12 protein-coding genes and 2 pseudogenes are annotated in these 12,537 nt (G+C 34.4%); 11 read left to right on the top strand and 3 right to left on the bottom strand.

Annotation, left to right across the window (positions count from 1 at the left end; translation table 11 throughout):
* The first annotated feature begins 388 nt into the window (after positions 1-388).
* Positions 389-1,867 carry a DUF4822 domain-containing protein gene (locus tag ILT06_RS13295; protein WP_064476997.1) on the top strand — a complete coding sequence of 493 codons (1,479 nt, stop codon included), beginning with the start codon at positions 389-391 and terminating at the stop codon, positions 1,865-1,867.
* A gap of 227 nt (positions 1,868-2,094) precedes the next feature.
* Here ILT06_RS13295 and ILT06_RS13300 read toward each other — a convergent pair whose 3' ends face one another.
* Positions 2,095-2,307 carry a CsbD family protein gene (locus ILT06_RS13300; RefSeq protein WP_016077378.1) on the bottom strand — a complete coding sequence of 71 codons (213 nt, stop codon included), beginning with the start codon at positions 2,305-2,307 and terminating at the stop codon, positions 2,095-2,097.
* Between the two features lie 171 nt (positions 2,308-2,478).
* Positions 2,479-3,291, bottom strand: a complete 813-nt coding sequence (locus ILT06_RS13305; RefSeq protein ID WP_064476996.1) for a GNAT family N-acetyltransferase — start codon at positions 3,289-3,291, stop codon at positions 2,479-2,481.
* A 152-nt stretch (positions 3,292-3,443) separates the two neighbouring features.
* Between ILT06_RS13305 and ILT06_RS13310 the strand changes: the two genes are divergently transcribed.
* The 9 genes and pseudogenes from ILT06_RS13310 (at position 3,444) to ILT06_RS13345 (ending at position 11,397) form a co-directional block, all read left to right on the top strand.
* Positions 3,444-3,647, top strand: a complete 204-nt coding sequence (locus ILT06_RS13310; RefSeq protein WP_222655178.1) for a hypothetical protein — start codon at positions 3,444-3,446, stop codon at positions 3,645-3,647.
* Positions 3,648-3,650: 3 nt separating this feature from the next.
* Positions 3,651-3,755, top strand: a pseudogene (locus ILT06_RS33055) (GNAT family N-acetyltransferase); the annotation flags it as partial.
* Between the two features lie 331 nt (positions 3,756-4,086).
* Positions 4,087-4,875 carry a helix-turn-helix domain-containing protein gene (locus ILT06_RS13315; RefSeq protein ID WP_064476994.1) on the top strand — a complete coding sequence of 263 codons (789 nt, stop codon included), beginning with the start codon at positions 4,087-4,089 and terminating at the stop codon, positions 4,873-4,875.
* A 45-nt stretch (positions 4,876-4,920) separates the two neighbouring features.
* On the top strand, positions 4,921-5,772 hold the full coding sequence (locus ILT06_RS13320) for an ABC transporter ATP-binding protein (protein WP_088047028.1): 852 nt from the start codon (positions 4,921-4,923) through the stop codon (positions 5,770-5,772).
* Positions 5,773-6,423, top strand: coding sequence for an ABC-2 transporter permease (locus ILT06_RS13325; RefSeq protein ID WP_222655179.1), 651 nt, complete (start codon positions 5,773-5,775; stop codon positions 6,421-6,423).
* Between the two features lie 136 nt (positions 6,424-6,559).
* Entirely contained in the window at positions 6,560-8,173 is a 1,614-nt protein-coding gene (locus tag ILT06_RS13330; protein WP_064476991.1) for a long-chain fatty acid--CoA ligase, read from the top strand.
* A 123-nt stretch (positions 8,174-8,296) separates the two neighbouring features.
* A complete protein-coding gene (locus tag ILT06_RS13335) occupies positions 8,297-8,872 on the top strand; it encodes a biotin transporter BioY (protein ID WP_001093321.1) in 576 nt (191 codons plus the stop codon).
* A 65-nt stretch (positions 8,873-8,937) separates the two neighbouring features.
* Complete coding sequence (locus ILT06_RS13340; RefSeq protein WP_088047029.1) at positions 8,938-10,401, top strand: acyl-CoA synthetase; 1,464 nt, start codon at positions 8,938-8,940, stop codon at positions 10,399-10,401.
* A pseudogene (locus ILT06_RS13345) lies at positions 10,394-11,397 on the top strand (acetyl-CoA C-acyltransferase). The gene ILT06_RS13340 and the pseudogene ILT06_RS13345 overlap by 8 nt, the downstream one beginning before the upstream one ends.
* A gap of 15 nt (positions 11,398-11,412) precedes the next feature.
* On the opposite strand, the gene ILT06_RS13350 reads toward ILT06_RS13345, so the two are convergent.
* Positions 11,413-11,985: a DUF6434 domain-containing protein gene (locus ILT06_RS13350; protein WP_064476988.1), complete on the bottom strand. Its 573-nt coding sequence runs from the start codon at positions 11,983-11,985 to the stop codon at positions 11,413-11,415.
* 104 nt (positions 11,986-12,089) lie between these two features.
* On the opposite strand from ILT06_RS13350, the gene ILT06_RS13355 reads away from it, so the two are divergent.
* Positions 12,090-12,533 (top strand): NUDIX hydrolase, encoded by a 444-nt coding sequence (locus ILT06_RS13355; RefSeq protein ID WP_064476987.1) that lies wholly within the window; start codon positions 12,090-12,092, stop codon positions 12,531-12,533.
* Positions 12,534-12,537: the final 4 nt, after the last annotated feature.

A 12,537-nucleotide genomic window follows, 5' to 3' on the forward strand; every position in this document is an offset into this window, starting at 1 on the left:
GCTTTTTCCGATGTTCTGTTTGGAAAAGGCCGTGAAGTTGTTTTTTGGCATATAAAATAAAGTTTCTCTTTTTTTTGTCAAAAAGAACCCTAGAACTAAAAACGTTATTCTTTCTTAACAGGCTAGATGAGAAAGAATAACGTTTTTTTAGATTGAGATTAAAAATATATTATCTTAATTTTATCTTTTTTTAATAATTTATTTATGGGCAATTTATAGTTGCTATTTATAATTCCTATATATAACAGCTATGGATACTACGAAAAAGAACTTTGGAGGTGTAACCAATTAGCTGTAATCAAAATGTAAAACATGAATTGCTCACATAGAATCTTCTTTTGGAAGATAAGTGGTGTAATTCTTTGTTAAATGAAGGGATTGGGAAGCTATGAATAAAACGATTTTAAAAACATGTATCATATCAGCAGTTTTAGGTGGAAGCCTATTGAGTGAAAAAAATGGAGAGGTAAAAGCAGAAGAGGTTCCACCACAAACGAGTCATACTGATGTATTCAAAGATGTTCCAAAGGGGCACTGGGCATATGAGGCGATTCATCAATTAACAGGTGAGAAAATTATTTTTGGCTATGATGATGGAAGATTTGGTTTTGGAGATAACGTAACACGCGAACAAGTTGCAGCATTAATGTATCGTTATTTTAATATGGCAGAAAACAAAAATTATGAGAACCCATATGGGGACGTAAGCGAAGATTCGACAAGCTATATAAAGGAAATTTTATCTTTAACAGAAATGGGCGTTTTTACGGGTGACGAGCATGGGAACTTTAGACCGAAGGCATCCTTAACACGTGCAGAAATGGCACAAGTTCTTACAAATGCTTTTCATTTAAAGGCAAAGAGTGATCATACTTTTAATGATGTTTCAACGAACTCATGGGCAAGAAATGCAATTAGTGCTGTTCAAACAAATAATATTGCAAAAGGAGTAGGAGGAGGGAAATTTGCTCCAAGTATGGATGTGACGCGTGAACAGTACGCACAATTTTTATACAATGCAATACAAGAAACTAAACAAACTCAACAAACGAAAGGGCAACTACTAGCTAGCATACTTGGTGAAACAAATTGGAAAGGGACAAAAGTCTATGACAAAGATCATAATGATGTAACGAAAGAAAATCAAAATTTCATCGGGCTTGCAAAATATGATGCTAAAACTGCAAGGTATGAATTTTTTAATGCAAGTACAGGAGAAAGTCGTAATGATAGCGGTACCTTTTTTATAACGAATGATGGAAAGAAAAGAGTGTTAATTTCTGAAACGAAAAATTATCAGGCAGTTGTTGAATTAACGCAATTAGACAAGGAGAAATTTACATATAAAAGAATGGGGAAAGATGCAAAAGGGAACGATGTAGAAGTATTTGTTGAACATGTTCCTTACCATGAAAAAGAACTTTCTTTCACGCAACCTGATAAAAATTTAGAAAGCTCGACAGGGAAAATAGTTACAGACGTTGATGGAGATGAAATTTTATCTAGTACACTATGGAACGGAACGGTGGTATTAGACGAACAGGGTAATAATGTAACAAAATACAACTCAAACTTAATCAGTCTAGCAAAATATGATAAAAATACAAATAAATATGAGTTTTTTAATGTGAACACAGGGGTAAGTCGTGGGGATTATGGTTTCTTCGATGTTGTACATGGTAATAAAATAAGAGCTCACGCTTCGTTAGGAAATAATAAATATGGTGCGGTCCTTGAACTTACAGAGTTAAATAAAGAGAAATTTACGTATACAAGAATCGGGAAAGATGCGAATGGAAAAGATATAAAAATCTTTGTTGAGCACGAACCGTATACAGGCGACCTAAAACCAAATTTCACAAAGTGATCTTTTACTCTAGCAAAGGTATTATGTTGGGGAATGTTGGTAAGGAGAAGCCTCAGTGATTAGGAAGTTATATAGTAGAAGAAAAATAGCTGTTTATAGACAAATAGATGCCTGAAGGCATCTATTTGTCGTTTTAAAATGATTTTACAGGTAAATATAAAATACAAATTCTTTTTTCTCGGATCTAGTAACTCCCTACTTGCACCACCATACATCTTTGTTCTTTTTTATTTATTCTCTTTATGTTCTTTATATTCATGTACTTTCTCTTTTACATTACCAACCGTATCTTTAGCAGTGCCTTTCACTTTATCCCATTTTCCTTCAGCTTGTAATTTCTTATTGTCAGTTACTTTCCCGACAACTTCTTTTACTTCACCTTTTACTTTATCAATGGCACCTTCTACTTTTTCCTTTAAACCATGATCATTCTTAGTCATACATTTCTCCTCCTTGTAGTTTGATTAGAATTCTCTTTTCATATTGCAAGTTGAATGATGTATCTAGTAATAGCGTAACAAATATAGTTTGAATATTCAAATGATTAATAGGATAGAAAAGAAAGTGTCATAAAATGTATAAAATTGTAATGAGAAGAGAAAGAATATAAATTACATGTCTTTTGCAGTCCATATTGATTTCGTATAAGCAATTTTCATATGGGCACGTTCCATATTATTTTGACTGCTGCTACCGAACCTTGTTTGTCCAACTATTAAGTTACAGTTGGATTCAATAGCCGTCTCTATTCGTTTTTGAATTAATGCAGTATGACAGCCTTTACGCTGAAATTCTGGCAAAGTAGCAGAAGCAGCTAATGATGCAATCCCATTATTTATATACAGGACACCAATACCCGCAGGAGTGTTTTGAACTTCGGCTATGAAAAAATGCCAGCCAGGTTTATTGTAGAGAATTTCGTTATTTTGATGGACGCCATCTTTTGTAAAGGATGGCATGTTAAATCCGCGTACGTATATGTCTGCAAAAATATGAAATTCATTTTCTTTTAGTTCGCGTACTGAAATGTTAGAAGGAAGAAGGGAAGGGTCTTCTCTCGGTATACTATATAAAGCGGTATGGAAGCTGGATTGGTAAAATCCTCTTTGAGATAAGTATTGAAATAATTTGGCTGTACCTTGAGCGGGTGTAATTTCAAAACGACAAGGGATTTGTAGCGATTGATAATAAGAGACGATTTCATCTATCTCATCTGTATTTGTAAATGTAATCCCTTTTACCGTATTAAAAGCAGGACCAGCAATTATTTTTGATGAAAAGGCAGTGGCACTCCCGAACTTTTTCATTTGTACTTGCATTGGATTTCCGTTTATTGCTTGTAGTGCCTTTAATCTAGAAGAAAGCATATGTATTTCTGCGCTTTCAATTTCTTGTGCTGTATTGAGCGTCATAATAGTACTCATAAAATTCCTCCGTTAATAAATATATTTCATAGTACATATACGATGTATGTTATGAGATTCCTGTTGAAATGTAAGAGAATAAGAGGTTTTTTGGAAGGAAAATGGAAGTGAACTGTCGAAGGGAGTGGAAACAGATTAAAGGTGGTGCTCTCATGAAACAGAAAGGCGTGCAGACATGCTCTAATTGTGGTTCTCAAAATATAGGAGAAGGTGAGTTTGTCGGATATGCACAAATACGGAAAAATGAGACGATGTTTACATCTTCACCAGTAGATGCTTATATTTGTACAGATTGCGGGAATATCCTTTTATTAAAAGTACGAAATTATGAAAAGTTTAAGCAGAAGCCGTTATGATTATTGAGAAGTGTTTTTATTAGGGAAATTAATAGGAGTAATATTTTACATATATGTGAGTATGCCTTATATAAAGAGATGACAACATATACTGTGTGGGATGCTTATTAATCGTTGCACAACGTACAAAAATGTATAGAAGAAATTGTGAATCAATATTAGTCCTCTTGAAATATTTTATATCGAAAACTCCTTTAAATGAACAAGGGAGTTTTTTGATTTTGTATAACAATAATTACCTTTAATTGTTATAATTTGTTATTGAGATGGGTTATATAATTAACGCCCCATAATCATGGGGGAAAATAGCTAAATCGTATACAAAACCGCTAAATAACACAATCGCAACCGTAAGTTGACAAAGTGCAACCGCAGGAAGATAGAGATAAGGGCAATGTTTACATACAATTTAGGTAAGAAAACAAAGGGGGACACACATATGGGATTTGGTGAAAAGCTTTTTAAATTAAGAAAGGAAAAGGGTCTTTCTCAAGAAGCGTTAGCTGAAAAATTAAACACAACAAGGCAAGCAGTTAGTAAGTGGGAAAACGGTCAAGGATTTCCTGAAACTGAAAAGTTAATAATGATTGGAAATGTATTTGAAGTATCACTCGACTATTTATTAAAAGAAACTGCTGAGCAAAGTAATGAAAATGTGGAGGGCTATTACGTAAGTCAGGAAATGGCAGAAGGGTATATAGTGTATGGGCAAAAAATTTCTAAATATATTGCGCTAGGATTTAGTTTGCTCATTTTATCTACAATACCGTATTTATTATTTAAAGAAAATGCAACAATTTCGACATTCCTTGTTATTATCATTGCTGTCCTTGGAATTGGAGCAATGATGGTACCTGTAACGATAGAAGAGAGTAGATACAATGTATTGAAAAAAGAAGAACTACTATTTGATCAAAACTTTCTAAAAGAATTGACAAAAAGATATGAAGTAATTAAGAAAAAGTATGCTGCAGTAATGATCGTTGGATTTTGTTTTATAGCAGCAGGAGCGATACCATTTTTATTTGAGAAAAAGCATATCACTTCAGGAGAATTAGTGCAGTATTATCCGTACTGTGTTGTACTTATTGCGATTGGAGTCTATCTTTTTGTTCGTGTTGTAGGAGTGTGGGAGATGTATCGGATTTTAGTAGAGAATAAAGAATATAGCAATCGTATTATTTTTAAACTAAAAAAGAAAGTGAGAGATAAAGTGGATAATTTTTAATAGGAGAAAATCTATTTTATTAAAAGCTAAGATAGGAGTGAAATGATGTCAAACATTCTAGAAATTAAAAATTTAAGTAAATCATTTGGAAGCAACGTTGTTTTAAAAGATGTTACATTCAATGTGCCATCAGGGGCAATTATTGGATTCATTGGTGACAATGGGGCAGGTAAATCAACAACATTTAAAACAGTACTAGAATTAATTTCTAAAGATAGCGGTACAGTAAAAATATTTGGTGAAGAGAATATAAATAAAGATGCCAAGAATAAGGGGAAGATTGGAGTCGTATTTGATGCTATGAATCTACCGGCTCATCTTACGATAAAGCAATTAAACAAAGTTTTTAAAAAGATGTTTGAATCTTGGGATCAAGATAATTTTTATCGATTAGTTAATACTTTTTCTTTACCTACTAATGAGAAAGTAGGTAAATTCTCGCGTGGAATGTCAATGAAACTAACTATAGCTGTTGCATTGTCGCATAATGCAAAATTATTAATTCTAGATGAAGCGACAGGAGGTCTTGATCCTTCATCTAGGGAGGAGGTGTTAGAGGAATTAAAAAGTTTTGTGAATAAAAGTAATGGTGGTATATTACTTTCTTCACATATTATGAGTGATGTAGAAAAAATAGCTAGTCACCTTATTGTGATAAAAGATGGAGAAATTTTATTGAATGAAGAAAAGGATAAGGTTTTGGACAATTATGCCATTGTAGATGTTGATGAGGAACAACTAACTTTAATCAACAAAGATATAGTTGTGGTGAAAAGGAATAATGGTTCTTATTTCAATGTACTTGTATCAGATGTGCATAAACTACCAAATGGGATTGCTCATAGAACCATTTCGATAGAAGAAATAAGTATTTTATTAACGAGGAGTGAAAAATAAATGAAAGGTTTATTATTGACAAACTATTATCTAGTGTATCGAACTTTCTTTACGTTCATGGGAATAGCGATATTAGGAGCGGGATTGGTTTTTTATTTTGGTAATGCTTCAATGTACCGTTTAATTGCTACATTCATTATCTTATTTGCTGCGATTCCTGCACTTGAAGTTATTAAATATGAGAGTAAGTCGGGGGATGAAAAATATGTACTTACTTTACCGGTTACTAGAAATGACATTGTGCAAAGTCACTACCTTTTCTATTTTTTAGTTGTAATTATTGGTACTTTATTATCGTATGGCATATTTTATGTACATGGTTTAGTTTCAGATACACCAATTGATGATGGTATATTTAAGAGTGTTTCTTTAGGGACGTTCATCATTCTTAATGCCGGAGCAATAGCTTATCCGCTTCTCTATGTTTTTGGAGCAGAAAAATCTGATGCTATTACAATTGGAGGCGCATGTGGGGGACTTGTTACTTATTTTGGATTACAAAGTGTAATTGGATATCTAATAGAACAATTTCCAATATCAAATTTAAATTCATCTGTATACGTTTCAATTCTATATACAACATTTGGCGTTATCATATATATCTTTTCTTATTTCATTTCGATATTTATATATCGTAAGAAAGAATTTTAATATATTTTCTCTTAGTATTTTCTGAATTATTTCCAAAGAAATAATTCAGAAAATACAGAAAAATGTCGTAATTATTCGTAAAAGTCTGTTATAATAAACGAAAAATGAAAACGCTTTAAAGGGGGATGTAACCAATATGATGATGAATGTACCGCTAACAATTAGTTCTATGATGGAAAGAGCAGAGAAACTGTTTTCGAAGAAAGAAATTGTTTCACGGACACATGATACAGTTACGACGTTAACGTATAAGCAGTTAGGTGAAAGGACGAGAAGACTTTCAAGTGCGTTAAAAAAATTAGGAATTAAAGAAGGCGAGCGTATAGGAACGTTAGCGTGGAATCATCATCGACATGTGGAAGCATATTTTGCTATTCCTGGTATTGCTTCCGTTTTACACACAATTAATATTCGTTTATCTCCTCAACATATTTCATACATTATTCAGCACGCAGAAGATCGAATTCTACTTATAGATGAAGATCTCGTACCACTCGTTGAAAATATTCAATCACAATTATCAACTGTACAAGCCTACATTATTATGACTGATAAAGATGAACTTCCCAATACTACGCTAGAACCTGTATATCATTATGAAAAACTATTAGAAGAAGGCGATCCGAATTTCCAATTTGTAAAAGATATTGATGAAAATACACCTGCTGGTATGTGTTATACGTCAGCGACTACAGGAAATCCAAAAGGTGTTGTATATACGCATCGTAGTACTGTACTGCATTGTATGGCACTCGGTTTAGCGGATACAGCTGCTTTATCGGAAAGTGATGCGGCGATGGCAATTGTACCGATGTTCCATGTGAACGCTTGGGGGCTTCCTTTTGCAGCTACTTGGTTTGGAACTAAACAAGTTCTGCCCGGACCAATGTTTACTCCAAAAATTTTATTAGAGATGATTCAAGCTGAAAAAGTAACGATAGCAGCAGGTGTGCCGACAATTTGGCTCGGCGTATTACAAGAATTAGAAAATAATAGTTACGATTTATCTAGTATAACGAGAATATTATGCGGTGGTGCTGCTGCACCGAAAAGCGTTATTAAAGCATTTGAACAAAAATATAATGTTCCTTTCGTACATGCATATGGTATGACTGAAACAAGCCCACTCGTAACACTTGCACGTTTAAAAAGTTATGAAACAGAATTATCATATGAAGAGCAATTAGAAATCCGCTCAAAACAAGGATATCTTGTCCCTGGTGTAGAGATGAAAGTAGTCGGTACAAACGGTGAAGTGAAGTGGGATGGTACTGAGATGGGAGAGTTATGTTTACGAGCACCTTGGATCGCTGAAAGTTATTATAACGATGAACGTACTGTCGAAGGTTTTCGTGATGGTTGGTTATATACAGGAGATGTCGTTACGGTTGACGAGGAAGGCTGCGTGAAAATTGTTGACCGTACGAAAGATGTTATTAAAAGCGGAGGTGAGTGGATTTCTTCAGTTGACCTTGAAAATGCATTAATGGCACATGATGCTATATTTGAAGCAGCTGTCGTTGCCGTTCCTCATCCGCAGTGGCAAGAGCGACCAATTGCCTGCGTCGTTCAAAAGAAAAATAGTACAGTAACAAAAGAAGAAATATATGAGTTTTTAAAACCACAGTTTGCGAAGTGGTGGTTACCAGACGATATTGTATTTATGGAAGAAATACCGAAAACATCTGTTGGGAAGTTTTTAAAACAGGCGCTTCGGAAAGAACTTGAGCATTTGCATAAAGAGAAATAATTGAAAAAATATTTGTAAACCTATATTTAAAATAAGTTGACAAAGACTAAATAGAAAGATAATATAACTCCTATAATATGTTATCTAAAAATCGTTTTAAGTTTACAAATAGGAGAAGCAAATATGAATACAAAAAACCTAGTTTTCGTCGCTTTATTTAGTTCTATTATGGGAGTGTTAGGGTTAATACCTCCAATTGCTCTTGCTATTACACCAGTTCCGATTACATTACAATCACTCGGTGTTATGCTTGCTGGTGGATTGTTAGGATCACGTCTTGGTGCGTTAAGTCAGCTTATTTTCTTACTTATAGTTGGAGTTGGAGCACCATTACTTGCTGGTGGACGCGGTGGTCCAGGCGTATTTGTTGGGCCAAGTGCAGGATATTTACTTGGTTATATCGTTGGAGCGTTTGTCATTGGTTATTTAATTGAGCGTTTACGTGAAGTCTCTATAATAAAGGTATTATGTATTAATATAATTGGTGGTATTTTCGTAGTTTATGTATTTGGTATCATTGTACAAGCTTTCTTTATGGATGTTTCTATATGGCAGACGATGAAAGTAAGTGCCGTATTTTTACCAGGTGATTGCATAAAAGCGATTATAGCAGCAATTCTTGTAACGAAATTACATCGTTCATTGAAACATATTATTACGCCTGCTCTCAAGAGTGGGAAATATACAAATGCGGGATAAGAAAGAGAAGAAACACGTTCATTGCGTGTTTCTTTTTATTATTTTGTAAAGAAAGGACGTCTCAAATGGGGATTACAAAAGAATATAAAAAGTATGCCTCTTTACAAACAAATAAAATAGCAATAAAGGAAAATGATCGAGTATTAACATTTAAAGAATGGTTTGAGTCAGTATGTAAAGTAGCAAACTGGTTGAATGAAAAAGAATCGCAGAATAAAACGATAGCAATTGTATTAGAAAATAGTATGGAGTTTTTACAACTATTTGCTGGTGCTGCTATGGCCGGATGGGTTTGTGTGCCGTTAGATATAAAGTGGAAAGAGTATGAGCTCAAAGAAAGAATTGCGATCAGTAACCCGGCTATAATTGTGACAGAGCGATATAAGGTAAATGATCTACCGGATGAAGAAGGAAGAGTAATTGAAATTGATGAGTGGAAAAGAATGATAGAGAACTATCTTCCTACATATAATCCTGTAGAAAGTGTACAAAATGCTCCGTTTTATATGGGATTTACATCAGGATCGACTGGAAAGGCAAAAGCATTTTTACGTGCACAACAATCGTGGGTTCATAGTTTTGATTGCAATATACATGACTTCCATATGAAAAAAGAAGATTCTATTTTAATAGCTGGGACGCTCGTTCATTCTCTTTTTTTATACGGTGCAATAAGTGCATTATATGTAGGGCAAACGGTGCATATTATGAAAAAGTTTATTCCAGATCAAGTGCTGGATAAGTTAGAAACGGAACACGTTTCGGTCATGTATACAGTTCCGACAATGCTAGAATCTTTATATAAAGAAAATAGAGTAATAGAAAATGGAATGAAAATTATTTCGTCAGGAGCGAAATGGGAAGCTGAAGCGAAAGAAAAAATAAAGAGTATATTTCCTTATGCGCAAAAATATGAATTTTACGGTGCATCGGAACTAAGTTTTGTAACAGCACTAGTTGATGAAGAGAGTGATAGAAGGCCAAATTCAGTAGGAAAACCTTGTCACAATGTGCAAGTTCGAATATGTAACGAAGCAGGAGAAGAAGTACAGAAAGGCGAGATAGGAACTGTTTATGTGAAAAGTGATCAGTTTTTTATGGGCTACATATTGGATAAGGTTTTAGTTCCAGAGTTGACTGCGGATGGCTGGATGACAGTGCGAGATGTAGGTTATGAAGATGAAGAAGGCTTTATATATATAGTAGGTAGAGAGAAGAATATGATTTTATTTGGAGGAATTAATATTTTCCCAGAAGAAATAGAAAGTGTATTACATGAACATACAGCTGTGGATGAAATAGTTGTAGTTGGCGTGAAAGATAGTTATTGGGGTGAAAAACCTGTCGCTATCGTAAAAGGAAGTGCTACGAAGCAACAATTAAAAAGTTTTTGCTTACAACGATTATCCTCGTTTAAAATACCGAAAGAATGGCATTTTGTAGATGAAATACCGTATACAAATAGCGGGAAAATCGCTCGTATTGCAGCAAAAAATATGATTGAAAACCTGGAGAAAATATATGAATAGAGCGGTTATTGTAGAAGCAAAAAGGACACCTATTGGTAAGAAGAATGGGATGTTGAAAGATTATGAAGTTCAGCAATTAGTAACGCCGCTTCTTACGTTTTTAAGTAAAGGAATTGAGAGAGAAATAGACGATGTCATATTAGGGAATATTGTGGTGCCGGATTGGAAGCGATTCGTACTGCATGTCATTTCATTCAAGGCGGCGCAGGTAATTGTTATATTGCAGGAGGAGTAGAGAGTACAAGTACATCACCTTTTCAAAATAGAGCGCGATTTTCACCAGAAACAATTGGTGATCCTAATATGGGAGTGGCGGCTGAATATGTTGCAGAGCGTTATAATATAACGCGAGAAATGCAAGACGAGTATGCTTGCCTTAGTTATAAACGGGCACTGCAAGCATTAGAGAATGGATATTTACAAGATGAGATACTTTCGTTTAATGGATCTTTTGACGAAGCTATAAAACGAGAAATGAATTATGAAAGAATGATTAAAAGAACAAAGCCCGCATTTTTACAAAATGGTACAGTAACGGCAGGTAATTCGTGCGGTGTAAATGATGGAGCATGTGCCGTTCTTGTAATGAAAGAGGGGCAAGCACGAAAATTAGGATACAAGCCTGTTCTTCGTTTCGTTCATAGTGCTGTAGTGGGAGTAAATCCAAATCTTCCGGGGACTGGTCCGATATTTGCGGTAAACAAATTATTAAACGAAATGAATGTAAAAGTAGAGGACATCGATTATTTTGAAATAAATGAAGCGTTCGCTTCAAAAGTTGTTGCTTGTGCAAAGACGTTACAAATTCCGTATGAAAAATTAAATGTCAATGGTGGAGCAATTGCGCTCGGTCATCCGTACGGTGCATCTGGTGCTATGCTCGTAACACGATTGTTTTATCAGGCACAAAGGGAGTATATGAAATATGGAATTGCGACGTTAGGAATTGGTGGTGGAATAGGGTTAGCGCTATTATTTGAAAAAGTAGAAGACTAGAAAAGAACTAGTTTTCTACTTTTGAGGAACATAAGCATTGCTACCAGGTTTTGCTTTTATTTCATTCCAAGCAGCGATAGCATCAGTTTTTGATTTCCCTTTGTTATTTGGATCTTCGAAAAAGTCGCGAGTAAAGCGATTGTATTCAAACTGTGCGCTGATAGTTGTTTTATTAATAGGATCTTTTTTTCGTTCGTTTTCTTCATACCAAAACGTTATCGCGTCTTCATATGTTTTTCCGACATTCTCTTTAAAAAATTTTTGGAGAGCTACTGTAAAGCGGAAGTTTGCTCCGATTTTTTCTTTGAAAAAAACACGAACATCTTCGCTACAGCGGTGCTTGTTAGTAATAATCGTTTGAAGAGAAAGTTCTTTATAAGAGAGAGAAGCTTTACTCACCTTTTGACCAGAGCTGTTTTTTAATATTTTACCAGTAGTTAAATAATGTGAGATACGCTCAGTTATTTCAATCTTAGAGCCACTAGCTGGCAAACCATGCTCACGGCAAAATGTTTGGAGTTCTGCTTTTAACCAATAATAGTTTTGGAAATCTTCAAGTGATATAGGTTTTGTTAAGGGTGGACGCATAGATGTAACAACTTCTTTCTTCCAAAATTTTCTTTAATTATAAAACGTATGTTCTTTTTGTGGAAGGATTAATTTGTAAATATAATGGGAAGAGGGGATTACATATGGAAAATGTAATGCAAGTTCGTGTTACGGGAATTTTAATTGAAGATGAAAAAGTATTGCTAGTAAAGCAAAAAGTTGCTAGTCGCAATTGGTCTTTACCTGGGGGAAGGGTAGAGAATGGTGAAACGTTAGAAGAAGCGATGAGTCGAGAAATGAGAGAAGAAACAGGGTTAGAAGTTAAAATTAAGAAGCTACTCTATGTTTGTGATAAACCGGATGCTAGCCCATCTTTATTGCATATTACGTTTCTGCTTGAAAAGATTGAAGGTGAAATTACGCTACCTTCTAACGAGTTTGATCATAATCCGATTCATGATGTGCAAATGGTACCGATTAAAGATTTAAGTCAATATGGTTTTTCGGAAACTTTTATCACTCTTATAAGTGAAGGTTTTGCAAGTGCAGGGAGTTATCAAGGCTTGAAACAAAATATAGGCCTGTAAATAT

This window comes from Bacillus sp. 17RED48 (assembly GCF_019837545.1).
GTDB classification, from domain to species: Bacteria; Bacillota; Bacilli; order Bacillales; family Bacillaceae_G; genus Bacillus_A; species Bacillus_A wiedmannii.

Coding starts and splice junctions, on each gene's coding strand:
- ILT06_RS13295 (WP_064476997.1), top strand. CDS start 389: ATGAATAAAACGATTTTAAAAACATGTATCATATCAGCAGTTTTAGGT.
- ILT06_RS13300 (WP_016077378.1), bottom strand. CDS start 2,307: ATGACTAAGAATGATCATGGTTTAAAGGAAAAAGTAGAAGGTGCCATT.
- ILT06_RS13305 (WP_064476996.1), bottom strand. CDS start 3,291: ATGAGTACTATTATGACGCTCAATACAGCACAAGAAATTGAAAGCGCA.
- ILT06_RS13310 (WP_222655178.1), top strand. CDS start 3,444: ATGAAACAGAAAGGCGTGCAGACATGCTCTAATTGTGGTTCTCAAAAT.
- ILT06_RS13315 (WP_064476994.1), top strand. CDS start 4,087: ATGGGATTTGGTGAAAAGCTTTTTAAATTAAGAAAGGAAAAGGGTCTT.
- ILT06_RS13320 (WP_088047028.1), top strand. CDS start 4,921: ATGTCAAACATTCTAGAAATTAAAAATTTAAGTAAATCATTTGGAAGC.
- ILT06_RS13325 (WP_222655179.1), top strand. CDS start 5,773: ATGAAAGGTTTATTATTGACAAACTATTATCTAGTGTATCGAACTTTC.
- ILT06_RS13330 (WP_064476991.1), top strand. CDS start 6,560: ATGATGATGAATGTACCGCTAACAATTAGTTCTATGATGGAAAGAGCA.
- ILT06_RS13335 (WP_001093321.1), top strand. CDS start 8,297: ATGAATACAAAAAACCTAGTTTTCGTCGCTTTATTTAGTTCTATTATG.
- ILT06_RS13340 (WP_088047029.1), top strand. CDS start 8,938: ATGGGGATTACAAAAGAATATAAAAAGTATGCCTCTTTACAAACAAAT.
- ILT06_RS13350 (WP_064476988.1), bottom strand. CDS start 11,985: ATGCGTCCACCCTTAACAAAACCTATATCACTTGAAGATTTCCAAAAC.
- ILT06_RS13355 (WP_064476987.1), top strand. CDS start 12,090: ATGGAAAATGTAATGCAAGTTCGTGTTACGGGAATTTTAATTGAAGAT.